The following is an 18,321-nucleotide window of genomic DNA, read 5'->3' on the forward strand; positions in this document are numbered from 1 at the left end:
CCTGGTGCTGGACTGGTGCTATTGTTTCTGGCGTGCCCGTGCCCGGCGCGATCCCGGCTGGGTGTTGCCTGCGCCACGGGTTAGCGGCTTTTCGTGCGCTTTTTGCGGATTGGCAATGCTGACCGTGATGACCCGATTCTCCATCAAGGCGCCATCCAGGCATTCAATCGCTTCCTGGAGCTGCGCTTCATCAGCCATCCGCACGTAACCGCAGCCTTTGGACTTGCCGGTTTCCGGGTCAGTGATGATATGTACCGAGGTGACCGTACCGGCCACGCTGAACATCTTGCGCAGATCCTCGGTCGTTGCTTCATAGGGCAGATGCCCCACATATAATTCTTTAGCCATCTGCTGGTCCCTCTTTCAATCCGGTTCTGTCAGCTGTTCCCACTGCTGCAGTTGTTGCATCGCCTCTGCAGCGGTTGCGCCGCACATCTCCCGGCCTGGCTGCAGACTGCTGCAGACCGCCGGACGTTCCGGTCTGCCAAAGATACGGCAACGGCCTTCCGGCGTCAACTGAACACAGCGGATTCCAGCCGATTTTCCTTCCGGCATCCCCGGAATGGCAGAGCTGATGGAGGGGGCAATACAGCAGGCAGCACAGCCAGACCGGCACTCCATGGGGCTATTTTTCCAGCGGCAGTCCGGCCTGACGCCAGCCGGGCATATCACCATCAAGATAGGCTATCCTGCTGTAACCTCGCTTGGCAAGCATGGAGCCAACCATTTCAGCCCGCGCCCCGGATTCACAGTATAACACCAGTTGCGTCTGCTTGTCCTGCGGCAGTGAGCCGGTCATTCTGAACAGCACCTTCCAGAACGGCAGCAGCAGGGCACCGGGAACATGCCCCATGCGGTACTCCATACCACTGCGTATATCCAGTACCGTGGGGGGTGTTTTTGATTTTAACTGTTTGTGTAGTTCTTTTGCATTCATCGGTTGTTCTGCTCCGTTGCGGCTATGGTCGGCCTGTGGTGGCAAACCAGATCCCGGCCCCCATACTTAGTCCAATATCACGGTGGCCCAGATAATCACTTTGCACCCGTAATCCGTTTTCAAGCAGAGACATGCTGACTTCAACCTTGTTAAAGGCATCATAGCGGTTGCGGTCTCCCACCACCAGCAATACAGCGGCAGGCAGTTGGCGCAGCTTCAGGTACAGTTCTGAAATATTTTTCAGGTTGTCCGGAAAAAAGTCCTCCACCGGGTCCAGCACAATCAGCTTGCATTTGAAGTAGGTGCAGAACTGGTGCAGGTAGGCGTAGGTCTTGGTCATGCTGCCGGAGACGTCGATCAGGTGCGGCGATACACCGTAGCATTCATCAAAGAGCGAGATATGGCTGAAATTGTCCAGATCCTGCTCAATCCGCTCCCCCAGTTCCGGTGTTGATTTCGACCACTCCCGGGTCAACCGTTTAAACCTGCGATGGCAGTCTTCGTCCGTATCCCGGGCATTTATGTACAGTACCTTGCCGGACTGCAGGCAACGGAACTGCTCCAGAAACGGCAGGTCAAAGGCTACCGACATGGCGAGCTGCATTGCCAGAGTGGTTTTGCCATAGACGTTGTTGGTCTGCAAAGAGACCAGGGAATTAGCTGGGATAACATCCTCTACCAGATATTCTTCCGGCTTCGGCTTGACAAACTCACGTTCCTGCCACGCCTTGATCCCCAATTTTGTAGCAAAAGGGTTCTCTTCAATCTTCAGGTTGGATGCGATCGTCATGGATTTATACCTGAAAAGCGCTTTCCTGTTTTGAGAAAGGGGGGCGACTGCTTCCAGACGCCCCACCGGACAGTTACTGTTTAGTAGCGGTAATGCTCCGCCTTGTACGGGCCTTCCATCGGCACGCCGATGTAGTCAGCCTGCTCCTTGGTCAATACCGACAGCTGGGCATTCAGTTTCTTCAGTTGCAGTCGGGCCACCTTTTCATCCAGGTGCTTGGGCAGTACATAGACACCGGTGGGGTACTTGCCCGGATTGCAGAAGATCTCGATCTGGGCAATGGTCTGGTTGGCAAAGGAGGAGGACATGACATAGCTGGGGTGGCCGGTGGCGCAGCCCAGGTTGACCAGACGGCCTTTAGCCAGCAGGATAATCCGGTTACCGGATGGCAGGATGATATGATCCACCTGGGGCTTGATTTCTTCCCACTGATACTGCTCCATGGCAGCAACTTCAATCTCGTTGTCAAAGTGGCCGATGTTGCAGACAATGGCCTGATCCTTCATCTTCAGCATATGCTCATGGGTAATGACGTGGTAGTTGCCGGTGCAGGTAACAAAGATATCTGCCTTGTCAGCAGCATACTCCATGGTCACCACGCGGTAGCCTTCCATGGCAGCCTGCAGGGCGCAGATCGGGTCAACCTCGGTCACCCAGACCTGGGCAGACAGGGCGCGCATGGCCTGGGCAGAGCCCTTGCCCACATCGCCGTAACCACAGATCAGGGCTACTTTGCCGGCGATCATAACGTCGGTGGCACGCTTGATGCCGTCCACCAGCGATTCGCGGCATCCATAGAGGTTGTCAAACTTGGATTTGGTAACGGAATCGTTCACATTGATCGCCGGGAAGGCCAGCTCACCACGCTCATGCATCTGATACAGGCGGTGGACGCCGGTGGTGGTCTCTTCGGTTACTCCCTTGATCTGAGCCAGGCGGACCGAGTACCAGGTTGGATCAACAGCCAGCTTGGCCTTGATGGCAGCAAACAGGATGGTCTCTTCTTCAGAGCCGGGGTTGCTCAGAACGCTGGCATCCTTTTCAGCCCTGGCGCCGATATGCAGCAACAGTGTCGCGTCACCGCCGTCATCCAGGATCATGTTGGAGAATCCGCCATCAGCCCATTCAAAGATCTTGTGGGTGTAGTCCCAGTAATCGATCAGAGATTCGCCTTTAACGGCAAAAACCGGAACGCCGGAGGCGGCAATAGCAGCTGCAGCATGGTCCTGGGTAGAGAAGATGTTACATGATGCCCAGCGCACCTGGGCACCCAGTGCAACCAGCGTTTCGATCAGCACAGCGGTCTGGATGGTCATATGCAGTGAACCGGTAATTCGGGCACCTTTCAGCGGCTGGCTGGCAGCATATTCGTCACGAATAGCCATCAGGCCCGGCATTTCGGTCTCGGCTATTTTAATCTCTTTACGGCCCCAGTCTGCCAGGCCAAGGTCAGCTACGATGTAATCAGTTCCCATGTTCATTCTCCTTTGTTGGTGTGTACGCCTGTATCAACAGCACCGCTTCCTGGCCTTGCAGGGGCGGTACCTGTGCAATGGCAACCGTGCCAAAATCTGCTTCTTTCAGCCAGTGCCGTAACTCTTCTTCTTCAAATCCCAACCATTGATCCGCCAGTTGCTCGCGGGCCAGTTCACGTTCATGGCGGGCCAGATCTGCCAGCAGCATCGATCCGCCACCCACCAGCACCCTCTTTATCTCTGCCAACACCGAAGGCGGATCAGCCGCGTGGTGCAGCACCATGTTCAGGATGGCGCAATCAACGGAGTGGTCCGGTAGAGGCAGATGGTTCATCTCCCCCAGCCGCAGGTCAACCCCTGCAATGCCGGATGCATCCAGCCTGCGGCGGGCCTCATCCAGCATGGCCGGAGAATGGTCAACCCCGATCACGGAACAGGCCTTTTGAATCAGGGATGGCAGCAGGCCACCGGTACCAAGCCCGATCTCCACCACCTGTTGTCCTTGTGGTATCAGCGCCAGCAACTGCTCCCGGTAGTCCGGCACCGGCAGCAGGGTCCGGGCCAGATTATCCCACTGGCGGGCATGCTGATCAAAAAACTGCCGACTGCGCTGACGGCGGGCTTCAAGCACCGCGGCAATCTGTGCCAGATCTTTTTCCCGCTCCGGCAGGGTCTCCAGCTCCTGCTCCAACACCGGCCTGATGGCGTGGAAAAAGGGCGACTCACTGCTGGCGCGATAGTAGCTCCAGGTCCCCTGGCGTTTAACCAACAGTACACCCACCTCAGTCAGGATCTTGAGGTGTCGTGAGATGCGGGACTGGCCCATTGCAAGGATGGCGGTCAACTCCTGCACGGTAAATTCACCACGCAGCAGGATCGCCACCAGACGCAGACGACAAGGGTCAGCAAGAGCTTTGAGAACATCAAGAAGCATAGATCTGTTTTCCTGAAAAACTTAAATCAACTTTTCTTGATATAGCAACTGACCTGCTGCTGAGTCAACAAAAATCAGAGCACTGACTTGTTATTCAAGCTTAGGGATGGATTTTTAATCACAGAACAGGTGGTAAAGCCGCCAGGCTGTGATTATAGTAAAAATATGGATGCTCAGAATGAAACCGTAAGCGCCCAACGGGACGTATGGTTGCCCCTTGCCCCTGCTGCAGTCGGCATGGTGGAACAACAGGTAAAGCCTGTCTGGCTGCTGGTGCTGTCGGCCAGGGGAATTCCGTATCGGTTAGCCCCTGATCAGTCAGAGATGCAGCTACTGGTGCCGGAAGAACACCTGCATGCTGCCATCTATGAATTGCAATGCTATGAAACAGAAAATCGCAACTGGCCTCCTCCGTCAACACCCACCCGTGAGTTGGATCAAAGCGTACTGGCAACACTCTCCATTCTGATCCTGCTGGCGGCCTTCCACAACTTTGTCCGCGCAGACCTTATTATGATCAACGGGGTACTACCGGACTGGTTCAGCCTCGGGATGGTACAGGCAGGCAGCATCAGGGCAGGGGAGTGGTGGCGGCTGATCACCGCCTTGACCCTGCATGCCGACCTGCCGCACCTGCTGGGTAATCTTGCTGTTGGCGGGCTTTTTGTTTTCCTGCTCTGCCGGGAATGGGGAACCGGCCTGTCCTGGCTGCTGACACTGCTGGCCGGCCTGCTGGGTAACCTTGCCAATGTGTTCCTGCAACCAGCCGCCCACAATTCAGTGGGGGCCTCAACAGCGGTCTTTGGTGTGGTGGGAATCCTGGCAGGGGTACGTGTCATCAGGCACCGTCAGCACCAGCAGTACCGCTGGTCCTTGCCGGTAGCCGGAGCAGTGGCGCTGTTGGTGATACTTGGCTCAGAAGGAAAGAATACCGATCTTGGGGCGCATCTGTTCGGGCTTGTGTCCGGCATACCGCTGGGTGTGTCTGTTGAACTGCTGATCAGCCGGTTTGGTCCTGTACCTCGCCTGGCAAACCTGCTGCTGGGGTTGCTGAGTATGGTTTGTGTGGCAGGGGCGTGGTGGCTGGCGTTAAGCTGACGGGAAGCTCAGGGGTACAAGCCAGGCAGCAACCTGAAGATTGTCGGCCCCAGCTGGCCACCGCCTTGCTCAAACCTGCAACTATAGCAGGGTCTGCTGAAATATCTCAGTGCGTGCTGATACTTTTGCTGCCATCCGCATGTTTAAAATTTGCTTCCTGCCTTGCATGGCGGGCCAGCTCACAAAGGCCGATCTCCCTCATGTGCGGTGACTCCATCTGTGACAACAGAGTTGATAACTCCAGCCACTCATGCCGGATAGGGATTTCCGGAAGATGTTCATTGCGTAGTCGTTCTGCGATTGCGGCAAAATAGGCCTCATTTTTTTGCATGGCTGTGTCCTTTATATCGGTTTTAGGCTGTTTCCTCAACAGGCTGCTGAAATGGTGCTAATGACACCTCTAACGGTTCTGTGTCCCAGGTGATTTCAGGATAGAGTTGTTTGTCGAGACGAAGGTACGAACCGTCAAGTGCAGCATCAGCCCACCAGCACTCCCGGCGTCGTTCAGGAAGGATTCTGAACAGATACAGATCATTGTTTTTATCCCGTGCAAGATACATTCTGCATCCTCCAGGCCAATGCTATTTTGATCAATCTGTTTAAAATAATTGAAGATAAATTTTATGTTAGTGTATTCCGGTTGTGGTTCCCAAGACAAGTGCCGATTGTGTGACAGCGTTTGTAGTCGAATTAATATGTGCAGGTGAAAACCTGTCCTTACGGAGAAACGAGACCGGTTAAACAGCCTGCTTTGAAAATAACAGAAAGACATGCCTGACCCCAATGGCTTTATTGGCCAATGGCTCGAAAAAAGACAACAAAAAACCCGCCAGAAAGCAGGCGGGTCTTTAAAAGATATGTCGAAATATTAGCTGTTTTCCCCGAATAGTTCATCAAAGATAGCCTGCACGGTGGTGATCTTGTCCGCCTTCCAGGCATTGGTGCCGCAGAAGACCAGGCCGGTCTCCACATCACCCTTTTGGGCGCGGTCCAGGGCGGTGACGATACAGAACCGTTCGCCGGATTCCTTGTAGGAGCATTTTTTGAGGCAGCCCATCCGGCAGGGGGTGTGGTGGTCAAGATCATACTGGCGGATGTTGGGGGTGTTGGTCAGGATTGCCCGGCCCGGCAGACCGGCCGGTGACATCAGAAGGCCAATGTCTTCCTGCTTGCAGTCCAGGTAGGCCTGTTTGAAGGCGTCATCGGCATCACACTCTTCTGTGCAGACAAAGCGGGAAGCCATCTGTACGCCATCGGCTCCTTCAGCCAGGGCATGTTCCAGATCGGCCCGGTCCCAGATGCCGCCAGCCGCAATGATCGGTATCTCTACATGGTATTCATCGCGGAAGAACTGTTTGATCCCCCGCACAGTGGCGTACTGGTCATAATCGCCTTTGCCGATGTTTTCCATCTTCTCGCCCAGATGGCCACCAGCGGTATCCGGGTCTTCCACCACCACGGCATCAGGCAGGCGATGGTAGCGTTTTTCCCAGGTCCGGGCGATCAGTTGGGCAGCCCGCACTGACGAGGCGATCGGTACCAGGGCGACATCAGGGGCATGGGCAGTCAGCTCTGGCAGTGAAAGCGGCAGACCGGCGCCGCAGACAATCACCTGGGCTCCTGCCTCAATGGCGGATTTAACCAGGGCTTCAAAATCGGACAGAGCCACCATGACGTTAACGCCGATAATGCCATCCGGCGCAATGGCGCGGGCCTTGCGGAGTTCGGTCTGAAAGGCCTGGGTTTCGGCCTGAAAATAGTTGGTGCCGGTGTAATGATCGCTGTTCAGGGCAATGCCGGCTGCTGCCACCAGGCCGATGCCGCCGCATTTGGCCACATGGCCAGCCAGGCTGCCGCCTGATATGCGTACTCCCATTCCACCCTGAATTACCGGAAATCGTGCGGTATGTTTGCCGATCTTCAATTCTTTGGTCACGGTCATCTCCTCTGCTGCGAGTCTGATGTTATTCCATATACAACAACAGCGCGGCACGAGGTGTAATAGTTATGTAAAACCGTTGTTCTTGACCAGAGCGGTCGGACACTTCATAATGGCGCACCTAAACCTTTGTTGTAAGGGAGGCAGATACCATGGATAAAAACTGGAAACTGGAGACCCTGGCTGTTCAGGGCGGTTACGAGCCCAAGGCCGGTGAAGCCCGCATTGTGCCGATCGTGCAAAGCACCACCTTTAAATATGATGATGCCGATTATGTGGCCAAGCTGTTTGATCTGGAGGTGCCCGGATTTTTTTATACCCGGCTGGGCAACCCGACGGCTGATGCCTTTGAAAAGAAGATTGCCCAGATGGAAGGTGGCGTAGCTGCCCTGGCCACTTCATCCGGCCAGGCAGCCATCTCGCTGGCCATGTTGAACATCTGCCAGGCCGGCCAGCATATTGTCTCAGCCAGCACATTGTACGGCGGTACCTACAATCTGTTCTCTGCTACCCTGCCCAAGCTGGGCATTGAGGTTACCTTTGTGAACCCTGATGCCTCGGCAGAGGAGATTGCCGCTGCCTTCAGGCCTACTACCCGGGCACTGTATGCCGAGACCATCGGCAACCCCGGCATGAACGTGCTGGACTTCGAAAAGTTTGCCGGCGTGGCCAGGGCGCAACAGGTGCCGCTGGTGATCGATAACACCATGGCCACCCCGTACCTCTGCCGTCCCTTTGAGCTGGGGGCTAACATCATTGTCCACTCAGCCACCAAGTATATTGATGGTCATGCCACCAGCGTGGGTGGAGCCATTGTGGATGGCGGCAATTTTAACTGGGATAACGGCAAGTTTCCCGAACTGGTGGAGCCGGATGCCAGCTATCATGGTATGCAGTACGTCAAGACCTTTGGCCCGGCAGCCTATGTCATCAAGGCGCGGGTGCAGTTAATGCGGGATCTGGGGGCCACGGTGGCGCCGATGAACGCCTTTCTGTTCAATCTGGGGCTGCATACCCTGCCGCTACGGATGCAGCGTCACAGTGAGAACGCCCTGGCCCTGGCCAAACATCTTGAAGCGCATCCGGCAGTTTCCTGGGCCTGTTACCCCGGCCTGGCAAGCCATCCCAGCTATGCCCGGGCACAGCGGTATCTACCCAAAGGGGCCAGCGGTGTGTTGACCTTCGGCATCAAGGGTGGGGCAGCGGCAGGCAAGAAGTTTATGGAAGCCTGCCGGTTGATCGCCCTGGTTGTGCATGTGGGGGATGCCCGTTCCTGCGTACTGCATCCGGCCAGTACTACCCACCGCCAACTGACCGAAGAACAGCAGCGTTCCTCCGGAGTCAGCCCGGATCTGATCCGGCTCTCGGTGGGGATTGAGCATATTGACGACCTGATTGCGGATGTGGATCAGGCGCTGGCAATCAGCCAGAAATAGTCACTATTATTTCACCACAAAGGACGCGGAGGAAAACAGGGGTAAAGCGACCTGATTCAGATTCAAAACTCTGAATTACCATTGTTTTATGCTTTTCTCTGCGAACCTCTGCACCCTCTGCGGTAAAGATATTTTTAGGAATTGTAAATGCTCGATATCGCCATTGGCACCTTTACCATGCGTCCCTATGTGTTCGCCTTTTTTGCCGCGTTTCTGCTGGCCTGCGTCCCTCATGTGGGCTGGAAAAAGACCCTGACCTTTACCGGCGTGGGCTACCTGATCGCCTTTGTCTCTGAGAAGCTGTCCATTACCACCGGTATTCCCTATGGCTGGTACTACTATATTGACACCACCAAGACCAAGGAGCTCTGGATCTGGGGGGTACCGTTCTTTGACTCACTCTCCTATGTCTTTCTGACCTATTGCAGTTACACTACCGCCCTACTGATTCTTTCTCCGCTGGCAACCCGCGGTACGGACCTGATCACGCTGGAGACCCGTGCTATCCGTCGCTCATGGGCGGCACTTGTTCTGGGGGCGTTTTTGCAGACCTTTCTTGATATCATCATTGATCCGGTGGCACTGCAGGGTAAGCGCTGGTTTCTGGGGCAGATCTACGGCTATAAAGAGGTGGGGGTGCATTTCGGGGTGCCGCTGTCCAACTACATCGGCTGGCTGTTGACCAGTTTTGTGCTGGTGGCGGCCTTTCAGTGGGTTGATTGCAGGCAGGAGACTGAAACCCCACGGGGAATTTTCCCGATGCCGTTCCGCTCCCTGCTGGGGCCGATCCTGTATCTTTCCGTACTGCTGTTCAACTGGGGGGTGACACTCTGGATCGGTGAGAAACTGATGGCCCTGACCGGCATCTTTATCTTTATCCTGCCGATTGTACTGGTGGTGGTACTGGCCCTGCAGCGGGTCAATCGCTATCGCGAGGAAGAGCTGCGAGAACATCTGAAGGATTATCCCTGGTCGCCGTTAGGTCGGTGGTAGCTTGCCCGGCCAGTGGTAGGGTAATGGTTACTTCCGCACCTTCTGAACAGTTGGTAACAGAATATTGCCCCCCCATATGTTTTTCAACGATCATCTTTGACATATAGAGCCCCATTCCTACCCCCTGGGACTTGAACTTGCGGGTAAAGTACGGATCAAAGACCTTATCCATGATATCCGGGGGGATCCCGCCGCCATTATCTTTTACCGTGATCAGGGCTGTTTCGCCCTGTTGTAAACAACTGATCTCCACCAGCGGCTGCTGCGGCTCATGGTGGTTTGTTGCGGAAGGGACGGCAGATCCCGAAGATGCTGACCAATGCGGGAACGATCGGTATGGGCCAGTATCCGGCCCTGCATATCCAGCAGGATGGCAAACTGCAGCTCCGGGTAGCGGCGCTGCGATTCGGCGAGTTCCTGCAGGCCGGAGATGTCAAAGGCAGCCAACCAGGCAGCCGATGAGGTGGCAAGGGTGTGGGCCAGTAGCCTGTTCGGTCTGGCGCTCCAGCAGCAAGGCCTTGTTCCGGGCGGTGAGATCTCCGATGAACAGCGCCATCATCAAGGCATGCACCACTGCCACACCGACAATCAACTGTCGGCGCAGGGTGCCCAGGAAAAATCCGCGCAGTTTCTGAAGGATCATTGTGTTTCCACCGGATGACTTCATTTTCAAGCCGCACAATCAAGCTCGTGATTTGTTTCACGACCTGCATAGAGTAGCGGCGAAGCTGGCTGATTGCCGGACGGTCTGGATGGTACGATAGGTGTTGGCGCCTGTTACAGGTATGTGCCAAGCGTATCGCAGTTTGGGGCTAATGCAAGTTCTGGAGGCAATAAAAGGGGCGTACATAATTAGCTGTGCGAACAGCGAGAAGCATTACAACATCGGAAGGATCTGCTGCAGGGCAGTGCCAAGTTTATTACCGGCTTTGCCGCTGTTGGCGGCCAGTCGGGCCAACTGGGGGATGATGCGTGGTTTTTTCAGACAGGTGAACAGTACGCGGGGAATGCTGATCCGTAATTGATCATCGGTCAACTCATCCAGGGAGAAGTCCAACTCTTCTGCAGCATCGTCACTAATGGCACGCAGCCCCAGAAACGGCACCCCTGCTGCCATCGCTGTCCTGGCTACGGCAGCGCTTTCCATCTCCAGCACCGGGGTCGGCAGATCTGTTGGCAGGCTCTCGGCTACGGCCGCTTTGGTGATAATCCCGCTGGCGGTGAAAAAGCTTCCCTGCCAGGTCCGTATTCCGCGATGCTGCAGTTCTGCAGACAATCGTGCTGCTGTCAGGTCGCTTCCCGGTTGGGTAATTTCATGCATCCCTTGGTCATCAAGAGCAAAAAGCCGTTTGCAGATGACCAGATCTGCCACCTGTGGGCCGGGCCGTATGGCACCGCAAAAACCGGCTGACAGTACCAGGCAGGGCCGGACTGCCGTCAATAACAGGCGGGTTGCGCGGCTTGCCGCAGCAGTGCCCATGCCGCCTTCAGCCACGCAGACCTGACGGCCTTCCAGCAGGCCTCCATAGAGCGAAATGCCGTCCAGTACCCGCCGTTTGACCTGCTTCAGCCGCTTGACCAAGGCCACCCGTTCTTCAGGCAACGCCACCACAATACCGATCAGTTTGTTTGTCTCATGCATGATGTTCACTCTATACGCCGATTCAATCCAACTGAAAACCCCTTGATCAAAATTCTGGACATTTTAAACGAACTGCTGTAATAAAAACGATCTTCCTGGAGAGGTGTCCGAGTGGCTGAAGGAGCACGCCTGGAAAGTGTGTGTACGCTAATCCCGTACCCAGGGTTCAAATCCCTGCCTCTCCGCCATATCTATTCAAAGGGCTACGTACTTATATGCAAGTGCGTAGCCCTTTTTCGTTATCCTCAAATTCAAGATGTTATCGGTGTTGAATCCTTTAGGAAGCTAGAGCGGACGGGACTCCTGCGTGGCTCCACCGGCAGCATAAATTAATAGCTGCACCAGTGGCCAGATGATGGTATCGGCGTTGGTAAGCGGTAGAAATGCCTGCAGCATTATGGCTCCGCTCTCTGTCTGGCAGCTTTAACAGGTTTTGACAAAACCGTGGCAGTGTGGTATGCAGACAACCTGCTCAATCCTCAGCATTTTCTGTTTGTGGACGGAGATGATAGTCGGGCCCTGCGCAACGGCAGGCTGTGAACTCCGCCAGGTCCGGAAGGAAGCAACGGCAGCGGCTGTCGCTGTGTGCCGCAGGTAAACCCGGCTATCATCTCCGTCCACAAACTTTGTACTGCATGTCCAGATTCAGGAAGCCACCCGTGTCCTACGAAGTCCTTGCCCGTAAATATCGCCCACAGACCTTTGCCGGATTAGCCGGCCAGGAGCATGTCAGTCGTACCCTGCAGAACGCCATTGATACCGGTCGGGTAGCCCATGCCTTTCTGTTCAGTGGTGCCCGGGGGGTGGGCAAAACCAGTACGGCCCGGATTCTGGCCAAGGTCCTTAACTGTGAGCAGGGGGTTTCGCTGGAACCCTGCAATGTCTGCCCTCAATGCAGGGAAATCACCGATGGCAGCTCCACCGATGTCTTAGAGATCGACGGTGCCTCCAACACCGGTGTGGATGATGTCCGGGAGCTGCGGGACAACAGCCGCTATCTCCCCTCCCACAGTCGCTACAAGATCTATATCATTGACGAAGTGCATATGCTCTCCACTAACGCCTTCAACGCCCTGTTGAAGATCCTGGAAGAGCCGCCTCCCCACGTTAAGTTCATTTTTGCCACCACTGAGCCCCACAAGCTGCCGATCACCATTTTGTCCCGTTGCCAGCGTTTTGACTTCAAACGTGTGCCGCTCATCAAAATCGTTGGCCGCCTGCGGGAGATTGCTGATCAGGAAGGGATCGTCATCAGTGATGCCGCACTGGCCCTGGTTGCTCGCAAGGGTGATGGTAGTATGCGGGATGCCGTTACCTGTTTTGATCAGGTGTTGGCCTTCTGCGGAAATACCGTAGTTGATGAGGATGTGGCTACCCTGGTGGGTGTGGTGGATCGCCGTCTGCTGGCAGAGCTTTCCAGTGCGGTTTTTGCTGGCGATACCCAGGGGGCGTTGGAAGGTGTTCGCCGGGTAGATGCATTTGGCTATAATGTGCGCCAGTTCACCCAGGAACTGATCAGCCACTTCCGTAATCTGCTGATTATCCGCTCGGTTCCCAAGCCGGGTGAGATCCTTGACCTGGCTGAAGCCGAGCTTGAAGAATTACGACAACAGGCCGGCGAACAGAGTGCCAGCGACATCCAGCGCCGTCTGGCCCTTTTGGTTAAGGCAGAAGGTGAAATGGCCCACGCCTCATTCCCGCGCCTGCTGCTGGAAATGGCTTTGCTGAAGATGGCGGCTTTGCAGCCGGTGCTGCCGATTCAACAGTTGCTTGATCGGATCAAACATCTGGAAACCGGTATTGCCCATACGACTCCGGAGCTCTGGTCAGCTCCGGCTGTGGCGCAGCAATCAGCCCCCAGAAACATGATTCCACCCCGCCAGGAACCTGTTGCTGTGCCAGTTGCGCCAGCACCGGCGGTATCTGCTGGTGGCGTTGGCGGAGGGTGGGAGCGTTTTGTCACCTTCTGCCTGGAGCAGAAACCAGCTTTAGGGGCGCTGCTTGAACATGGCTCACCGCTGGCCTATGCCCCGGATCGGCTTGAGATCGGATTTCCGGAAGGCTCCTATTATCTGACCAGTTTGCAGGATAGTGATAACAAAAAGGCGGTTGACGCACTGGCAGCCCAGTACATGCACCAACCCACCGTAGTCAGGATCGTGTCGATTACAGCGGCTGGCGGTGGCGAATCACCCTGTTCGCTGGCTGAAAAAAAAAGCATGATGAGGAACAGCGACGGGACTCAATCCAGCGAGAAGTAAATGAACACCCGGTGGTGCAAGAGGCATTACGGGTGCTGGGTGGAGAGATAGTTGAAATTAAAGAGCTGTAATGTTGTGTAGCGTAACATCGTTTCAGATGACACCAAAGGAGGAGTTGCACAATGTCTAAAGGTTTGGCAGGAATTATGAAACAGGCCCAGATGATCCAGCAGAAGATGGCGAAACTGCAGGAAGAAGCAGCCCTGAAAGAGGCTTCGGCAACAGCTGGCGGTGGGGCTGTAACTGTCGTGGTAAACGGTAAGAATGAGATTAAATCACTGGTTATCAAGCCTGAGGCGGTTGATCCCAATGATGTTGAGATGCTGCAGGATCTGATCATTGCAGCCGTAAACGAGGCATTAAAAACAGTACATGCCGAGCTGTCCGGAGAGATGTCTAAAATCACCGGCGGCATGAGTATTCCCGGCCTGTTCTAGGTGTCCAGCTTTTACTCGTGCTGTAATTGAACTGGCTGATTTCAATGGAAACGTGCAGACGCTGGGCTCCCTTCGTCTGCATATTTTTAACCACACTATAATTATAAAAAATTGTTTTATCTGGCCATTATTCTATGCTACAACATGCCCCAACATTGACACGGCTGGTGGGAGAACTGAAGAAACTTCCCGGTATTGGCGAACGTACTGCCCTACGCCTGGCATTTCATCTCCTCAAGTCACCTCAAAACCTTGGTTCACTGGCGGAGGCGCTGGTACAAGTTCAGGAACGGGTTTGTCCCTGTTCGGTCTGTTTTGCGCTGACTGAGCAGGACCCCTGCCCGATCTGCAGCGGCAACCGGGACAGCAGTCTTATCTGCGTGGTTGAGACCTCGCAGGATATGCTGGCACTTGAGCGCAGCAATGCTTACCACGGCAGTTACCATGTGCTTCAGGGGGCAATTTCTCCGCTACATGGTGTCAATCCTGATGATCTACGGATCAAAGAGCTTCTGATCCGGATTGAACAGGGCAGGGTTGAAGAGGTGGTGATTGCCACCAACTTCACGGTGGAAGGCGAGACAACAGCCCTCTATCTGGCCCGGCAGTTGAAAACGCTGGGGGTCAGAGTTACCAGGCTTGCCCACGGTATTCCGCTGGGTAGTGACATTGAATTTGTGGACCCTGCCACGGTGCAGTGGGCCATGAAGGGAAGAAGCGAACTTTAGATCCGTATTAGCATCGGACATTACCAGTACCACATCAACAGGAGGAGCAGCATGAGCAAGAAGATGGTTACCATCGACGGCAACACCGCCGCAGCCCACGTGGCCCACGCCACCAACGAAGTTATTGCCATTTACCCGATCACCCCGTCCTCGGTCATGGGTGAGATCTCCGACGCCAAAAGCGCTGTGGGTGAGAAGAACATCTGGGGCAACGTCCCTTCCGTGGTTGAGATGCAGTCCGAAGGCGGCGCAGCTGGTGCTGTACACGGCGCTCTGCAGGCCGGTGCTCTGACCACCACCTTCACCGCCTCCCAGGGCCTCTTGCTGATGATCCCCAACATGTTCAAGATCGCAGGCGAGCTGACCTCCACTGTGTTCCATGTTTCGGCCCGTGCCATTGCTGCCCAGGCACTGTCGATCTTTGGTGATCACTCTGACGTGATGTCCTGCCGTTCAACCGGCTGGGCTTTTCTCTGCTCCAACAACGTGCAGGAGGTCATGGACTTTGCCCTGATCGCCCAGTCCTCCACCCTGCGTAGCCGGGTGCCATTCCTGCATTACTTTGACGGTTTCCGTACCTCCCACGAAGTGCAGAAGGTCACCGAGCTGACCTTTGAAGAAATGGGAGCGATGATCGACGACAAACTGATCGCCGAGCATAAGGCGCGGGGCCTGAACCCGGACAAACCGGTGATGCGCGGCACTGCTCAGAACCCTGACGTGTATTTCCAGGGTCGTGAGACCGTTAACTCTTTCTACCCGGCCTGCGAGAAGATCGTGCAGGAGGAGATGGACAAGTTCGGCAAGCTGACCGGCCGCAAGTACAAGCTGGTTGACTATGTTGGTGCCAAGGATGCCGAGCGGGTTGTGGTGGTAATGGGTTCCGGTGCTGATGTTGTGCAGGACACCGTTGAGAACCTGGTCAAAAAAGGTGAGAAAGTCGGCGTAGTCAAGATCCGCCTGTATCGTCCATTCCCGCTTGATGCCTTTATCAAGGCACTGCCCAAGACCGTCAAGAAGATCGCTGTATTGGATCGTACCAAGGAGCCCGGTTCTCTGGGCGAGCCGATCTATCTGGATGTCCGCACCGCCATCGGCGAGGCAATGGCAGATGGCAAGCTGAAGGTGGATGGCTATCCGACAATCGTGGGTGGTCGTTACGGTCTGGGTTCCAAAGAGTTTAACCCGGCCATGGCCAAGGCGGTTCTGGATAACCTCAAACTCAAGAAGCCGATGAGAAACTTCGTTGTTGGTATTGAGGAAGACGTTACCAACTCAAGCCTTAAGGTCGATTATTCTTACAAGAATCCGATGGAAGGTGTCTATGAGGCGATGTTCTTCGGCCTCGGCTCTGACGGTACGGTTGGCGCAAACAAAAACTCCATCAAGATCATTGGTGAGGAGACTAACAACAACGCCCAGGCCTATTTTGTGTATGACTCCAAGAAGGCTGGTTCCATGACTACCTCGCACCTGCGCTTCGGCAAGAAGTACATCCGTGCGCCGTACCTGGTTCAGGAAGCAGATTTTGTGGCCTGCCACAACTTCTCATTCCTTGAGAAGTACGACATGCTGGCTCGCGCCAAGACCGGTGCCACCTTCCTGCTCAACGCTCCGTTCTCTGCAACAGAGGTATGGGACACCATGCCCAAAGAGGTGCAGCAGCAGATTATTGAGAAAAAGCTGAAGTTCTACGTAATTGATGGTGTTAAGCTGGGTAATGAAATCGGCCTCGGACCCCGCATCAACGTGATTATGCAGACCGCATTCTTCAAAATCTCCAACATCATTCCGCTTAAGGATGCTGTTGCCTCCATCAAGGATGCCATCAAGAAGTCCTATGGCAAGGCTGGTGAGAAGGTTCTGGAGATGAACTACAAGGCGGTTGATGCCGGCTTGAATAACTTCTATGAAGTCAAGGTGCCGACCAAAGCCAGCAGCAAGCTGAAGATGGCTGCAGCTGTTTCCAGCAAGGCACCCAAGTTTGTGAAGGATGTTACCGGTGTGATCGTGGCCGGTCTGGGCGATCAGCTGCCGGTTTCCAAGATGCCGGCTGATGGTACCTTCCCCACTGCGACCAGCCAGTACGAGAAGCGCAACATCGCCACCGAGATTCCGGTATGGGATGAAAAGCTCTGTATTCAGTGCGGTATCTGTTCCTTTGTCTGTCCTCACGCTGCTGTACGGATGAAGTCCTTTGACGCTAAACTGCTTAAGGATGCCCCCAAAACCTACAAGTCTGCTGACTGCAAGATCAAGGGTCAGGAAGGCAAGAAGCTGACTGTTCAGGTGGCACCGGAAGATTGTACCGGTTGTGGTGCCTGTGCCTACAACTGCCCGGCCAAGGACAAGACCAACGCTAACCACAAGGCGCTGGATATGACCTTCCAGCCACCGTTGCGTGCCTCAGAGGCAGAAAACTTCGAGTTCTTCCTGAAGCTGCCTGATGTTGATGCAAGCTCAGTAAAACTGGATACCCTCAGCAACAACCAGCTGGTTCGTCCGCTGTTCGAGTTCTCCGGTGCCTGCGCCGGTTGCGGTGAGACCCCGTACCTTAAGCTGCTGACCCAGCTGTTCGGCGACCGGATGATCATTGCCAACGCCACCGGCTGCTCCTCCATCTACGGCGGTAACCTGCCTACCACCCCCTATGCGCAGCGTGCTGATGGTCGTGGTCCGGCCTGGTCAAACTCCCTGTTTGAGGACAACGCCGAATTCGGTTACGGTATGCGTCTGACCGTTGACCAGTTCACCAAATCAGCCGGTGAGTATCTGGTAACCTTGTCAGAGAACAAGGCCTTTGCTGCCAATGCCAAGCTGTTCAAGGAGATCCTCTCCGCTGACCAGTCTACTCAGGCAGGCATTGAAGCCCAGCGTGGCCGGGTTGAGAAGCTGAAAGCTGCCATCAAGGGTAGTAAGGATGCAACTGCCAAGCTGCTGGTGCCGATTGCTGACTATCTGGTCAAGAAGTCAGTCTGGTGTATCGGTGGTGACGGTTGGGCATACGACATCGGTTTCGGTGGCTTGGATCACGTCATCGCATCCGGCAAGAACATCAACCTGTTCGTCCTGGATACTGAGGTTTACTCCAACACCGGCGGTCAGGCATCCAAGTCAACCCCGATCGGTGCAGTGGCCCAGTTTGCCGCTGGTGGTAAAGGGATGGCAAAGAAGGATCTGGGTATGATTGCCATGTCCTACGGCACCGTGTATGTTGCTGCCGTAGCTCTGTCCAATCCTGCTCAGTGTGTTAAGGCCATGTTGGAGGCTGAGGCATTTGATGGTCCTTCCATCATCCTTGCCTACTCACACTGTATTGCTCACGGTATTGACATGACCAGTGGTGTTGATGCACAGCGCAAGGCTGTCCAGTCCGGTTACTGGCCGCTGTACCGCTACAACCCGGCTCTGGCTGCAGAGAACAAGAACCCGCTGCAGCTGGACAGCAAGGCTCCAACCATCAGCTTCGAAGAGTACACCAATAACGAGAACCGTTACCGGATGCTCAAGAAGGCCAACCCCAAAGGGGCCGAGGCGATGATGAAGAAGGCCGGTGAGTGGGCCAAGACCCACTTTGCTTACTACCAGAAGCTGGCAGCACTGAGCTTCGACGATAAGTAAGCAAGCGGTAGTATCCTTTTAGAAGTAGTG

At 55.0% G+C, this 18,321-nt stretch carries 20 protein-coding genes, 1 tRNA gene and 1 other RNA gene; 9 read left to right on the forward strand and 13 right to left on the reverse strand.

The genetic code is table 11. From position 1 onward, the window contains the following. Window positions 1-18: 18 nt before the first annotated feature. The 6 genes from OEL57_RS01180 to OEL57_RS01205 all read right to left on the reverse strand — a co-directional run bounded on the left by OEL57_RS01180 (window position 19) and on the right by OEL57_RS01205 (window position 4,136). Window positions 19-348, reverse strand: a complete 330-nt coding sequence (locus OEL57_RS01180; RefSeq protein WP_300735974.1) for an RNA recognition motif domain-containing protein — start codon at window positions 346-348, stop codon at window positions 19-21. A gap of 15 nt (window positions 349-363) precedes the next feature. Then, window positions 364-621 carry a YkgJ family cysteine cluster protein gene (locus tag OEL57_RS01185; RefSeq protein WP_300735976.1) on the reverse strand — a complete coding sequence of 86 codons (258 nt, stop codon included), beginning with the start codon at window positions 619-621 and terminating at the stop codon, window positions 364-366. 4 nt (window positions 622-625) lie between these two features. Then, window positions 626-937 carry a rhodanese-like domain-containing protein gene (locus tag OEL57_RS01190; RefSeq protein WP_300735978.1) on the reverse strand — a complete coding sequence of 104 codons (312 nt, stop codon included), beginning with the start codon at window positions 935-937 and terminating at the stop codon, window positions 626-628. Between the two features lie 22 nt (window positions 938-959). Continuing rightward, window positions 960-1,727: an AAA family ATPase gene (locus tag OEL57_RS01195; protein WP_300735980.1), complete on the reverse strand. Its 768-nt coding sequence runs from the start codon at window positions 1,725-1,727 to the stop codon at window positions 960-962. Between the two features lie 80 nt (window positions 1,728-1,807). Further along, window positions 1,808-3,202 carry an adenosylhomocysteinase gene (gene ahcY / locus OEL57_RS01200; RefSeq protein WP_300735983.1) on the reverse strand — a complete coding sequence of 465 codons (1,395 nt, stop codon included), beginning with the start codon at window positions 3,200-3,202 and terminating at the stop codon, window positions 1,808-1,810. Beyond that, a complete protein-coding gene (locus tag OEL57_RS01205) occupies window positions 3,192-4,136 on the reverse strand; it encodes an ArsR/SmtB family transcription factor (protein WP_300735984.1) in 945 nt (314 codons plus the stop codon). The genes ahcY and OEL57_RS01205 overlap by 11 nt, the downstream gene beginning before the upstream one ends. Before the next feature lie 165 nt (window positions 4,137-4,301). Here OEL57_RS01205 and OEL57_RS01210 point away from each other — a divergent pair, with 165 nt between their 5' ends. Further along, window positions 4,302-5,234: a rhomboid family intramembrane serine protease gene (locus OEL57_RS01210; protein WP_300735986.1), complete on the forward strand. Its 933-nt coding sequence runs from the start codon at window positions 4,302-4,304 to the stop codon at window positions 5,232-5,234. Window positions 5,235-5,340: 106 nt separating this feature from the next. Here OEL57_RS01210 and OEL57_RS01215 read toward each other — a convergent pair whose 3' ends face one another. The 3 genes from OEL57_RS01215 to OEL57_RS01225 form a co-directional block, all read right to left on the reverse strand. Next, a complete protein-coding gene (locus tag OEL57_RS01215) occupies window positions 5,341-5,565 on the reverse strand; it encodes a hypothetical protein (RefSeq protein WP_300735987.1) in 225 nt (74 codons plus the stop codon). Window positions 5,566-5,587: 22 nt separating this feature from the next. Beyond that, window positions 5,588-5,794 carry a hypothetical protein gene (locus OEL57_RS01220; protein ID WP_300735988.1) on the reverse strand — a complete coding sequence of 69 codons (207 nt, stop codon included), beginning with the start codon at window positions 5,792-5,794 and terminating at the stop codon, window positions 5,588-5,590. Window positions 5,795-6,102: 308 nt separating this feature from the next. Then, complete coding sequence (locus OEL57_RS01225; RefSeq protein ID WP_300735990.1) at window positions 6,103-7,170, reverse strand: NAD(P)H-dependent flavin oxidoreductase; 1,068 nt, start codon at window positions 7,168-7,170, stop codon at window positions 6,103-6,105. A 155-nt stretch (window positions 7,171-7,325) separates the two neighbouring features. Here OEL57_RS01225 and OEL57_RS01230 point away from each other — a divergent pair, with 155 nt between their 5' ends. After that, on the forward strand, window positions 7,326-8,609 hold the full coding sequence (locus tag OEL57_RS01230; protein ID WP_300735993.1) for an O-acetylhomoserine aminocarboxypropyltransferase/cysteine synthase family protein: 1,284 nt from the start codon (window positions 7,326-7,328) through the stop codon (window positions 8,607-8,609). A 147-nt stretch (window positions 8,610-8,756) separates the two neighbouring features. Further along, window positions 8,757-9,602, forward strand: coding sequence for a carotenoid biosynthesis protein (locus tag OEL57_RS01235; protein WP_300735995.1), 846 nt, complete (start codon window positions 8,757-8,759; stop codon window positions 9,600-9,602). Here the strand turns inward: OEL57_RS01235 and OEL57_RS01240 are convergent. From OEL57_RS01240 to OEL57_RS01255, 4 genes are all read right to left on the reverse strand, one after another. Then, entirely contained in the window at window positions 9,529-9,855 is a 327-nt protein-coding gene (locus tag OEL57_RS01240) for a sensor histidine kinase (RefSeq protein ID WP_300735997.1), read from the reverse strand. The two genes, OEL57_RS01235 and OEL57_RS01240, sit on opposite strands and share 74 nt — an antisense overlap. Beyond that, window positions 9,816-10,049 carry a hypothetical protein gene (locus OEL57_RS01245; RefSeq protein ID WP_300735999.1) on the reverse strand — a complete coding sequence of 78 codons (234 nt, stop codon included), beginning with the start codon at window positions 10,047-10,049 and terminating at the stop codon, window positions 9,816-9,818. Before OEL57_RS01245 ends, OEL57_RS01240 begins: the two co-directional genes overlap by 40 nt. Next, entirely contained in the window at window positions 10,036-10,245 is a 210-nt protein-coding gene (locus tag OEL57_RS01250; RefSeq protein WP_300736001.1) for a hypothetical protein, read from the reverse strand. The genes OEL57_RS01245 and OEL57_RS01250 overlap by 14 nt, the downstream gene beginning before the upstream one ends. 234 nt (window positions 10,246-10,479) lie before the next feature. Further along, window positions 10,480-11,244, reverse strand: coding sequence for a phosphorylase (locus tag OEL57_RS01255; RefSeq protein WP_300736004.1), 765 nt, complete (start codon window positions 11,242-11,244; stop codon window positions 10,480-10,482). Window positions 11,245-11,341: 97 nt separating this feature from the next. Here OEL57_RS01255 and OEL57_RS01260 point away from each other — a divergent pair. The 6 genes from OEL57_RS01260 to nifJ all read left to right on the forward strand — a co-directional run bounded on the left by OEL57_RS01260 (window position 11,342) and on the right by nifJ (window position 18,291). Further along, window positions 11,342-11,432 (forward strand) — tRNA-Ser (locus OEL57_RS01260). Between the two features lie 322 nt (window positions 11,433-11,754). Then, window positions 11,755-11,853, forward strand: an RNA gene (gene ffs, locus OEL57_RS01265) — signal recognition particle sRNA small type. Between the two features lie 50 nt (window positions 11,854-11,903). Beyond that, window positions 11,904-13,505, forward strand: coding sequence for a DNA polymerase III subunit gamma/tau (dnaX, locus tag OEL57_RS01270; protein ID WP_331489747.1), 1,602 nt, complete (start codon window positions 11,904-11,906; stop codon window positions 13,503-13,505). Between the two features lie 122 nt (window positions 13,506-13,627). Continuing rightward, window positions 13,628-13,942, forward strand: a complete 315-nt coding sequence (locus OEL57_RS01275; RefSeq protein WP_300736006.1) for a YbaB/EbfC family nucleoid-associated protein — start codon at window positions 13,628-13,630, stop codon at window positions 13,940-13,942. Between the two features lie 134 nt (window positions 13,943-14,076). Next, entirely contained in the window at window positions 14,077-14,670 is a 594-nt protein-coding gene (gene recR / locus OEL57_RS01280) for a recombination mediator RecR (protein ID WP_300736007.1), read from the forward strand. Window positions 14,671-14,721: 51 nt separating this feature from the next. Next, window positions 14,722-18,291 (forward strand): pyruvate:ferredoxin (flavodoxin) oxidoreductase, encoded by a 3,570-nt coding sequence (gene nifJ, locus OEL57_RS01285; RefSeq protein WP_300736008.1) that lies wholly within the window; start codon window positions 14,722-14,724, stop codon window positions 18,289-18,291. Window positions 18,292-18,321: the final 30 nt, after the last annotated feature.

The sequence above is a fragment of the Trichlorobacter sp. genome (assembly GCF_030247655.1).
Taxonomy (GTDB): Bacteria; Desulfobacterota; Desulfuromonadia; order Geobacterales; family Pseudopelobacteraceae; genus Trichlorobacter.

Coding starts and splice junctions, on each gene's coding strand:
- OEL57_RS01180 (WP_300735974.1), bottom strand. CDS start 348: ATGGCTAAAGAATTATATGTGGGGCATCTGCCCTATGAAGCAACGACC.
- OEL57_RS01185 (WP_300735976.1), bottom strand. CDS start 621: ATGGAGTGCCGGTCTGGCTGTGCTGCCTGCTGTATTGCCCCCTCCATC.
- OEL57_RS01190 (WP_300735978.1), bottom strand. CDS start 937: ATGAATGCAAAAGAACTACACAAACAGTTAAAATCAAAAACACCCCCC.
- OEL57_RS01195 (WP_300735980.1), bottom strand. CDS start 1,727: ATGACGATCGCATCCAACCTGAAGATTGAAGAGAACCCTTTTGCTACA.
- ahcY (WP_300735983.1), bottom strand. CDS start 3,202: ATGGGAACTGATTACATCGTAGCTGACCTTGGCCTGGCAGACTGGGGC.
- OEL57_RS01205 (WP_300735984.1), bottom strand. CDS start 4,136: ATGCTTCTTGATGTTCTCAAAGCTCTTGCTGACCCTTGTCGTCTGCGT.
- OEL57_RS01210 (WP_300735986.1), top strand. CDS start 4,302: ATGGATGCTCAGAATGAAACCGTAAGCGCCCAACGGGACGTATGGTTG.
- OEL57_RS01215 (WP_300735987.1), bottom strand. CDS start 5,565: ATGCAAAAAAATGAGGCCTATTTTGCCGCAATCGCAGAACGACTACGC.
- OEL57_RS01220 (WP_300735988.1), bottom strand. CDS start 5,794: ATGTATCTTGCACGGGATAAAAACAATGATCTGTATCTGTTCAGAATC.
- OEL57_RS01230 (WP_300735993.1), top strand. CDS start 7,326: ATGGATAAAAACTGGAAACTGGAGACCCTGGCTGTTCAGGGCGGTTAC.
- OEL57_RS01235 (WP_300735995.1), top strand. CDS start 8,757: ATGCTCGATATCGCCATTGGCACCTTTACCATGCGTCCCTATGTGTTC.
- OEL57_RS01250 (WP_300736001.1), bottom strand. CDS start 10,245: ATGATCCTTCAGAAACTGCGCGGATTTTTCCTGGGCACCCTGCGCCGA.
- OEL57_RS01255 (WP_300736004.1), bottom strand. CDS start 11,244: ATGCATGAGACAAACAAACTGATCGGTATTGTGGTGGCGTTGCCTGAA.
- OEL57_RS01275 (WP_300736006.1), top strand. CDS start 13,628: ATGTCTAAAGGTTTGGCAGGAATTATGAAACAGGCCCAGATGATCCAG.
- recR (WP_300736007.1), top strand. CDS start 14,077: ATGCTACAACATGCCCCAACATTGACACGGCTGGTGGGAGAACTGAAG.
- nifJ (WP_300736008.1), top strand. CDS start 14,722: ATGAGCAAGAAGATGGTTACCATCGACGGCAACACCGCCGCAGCCCAC.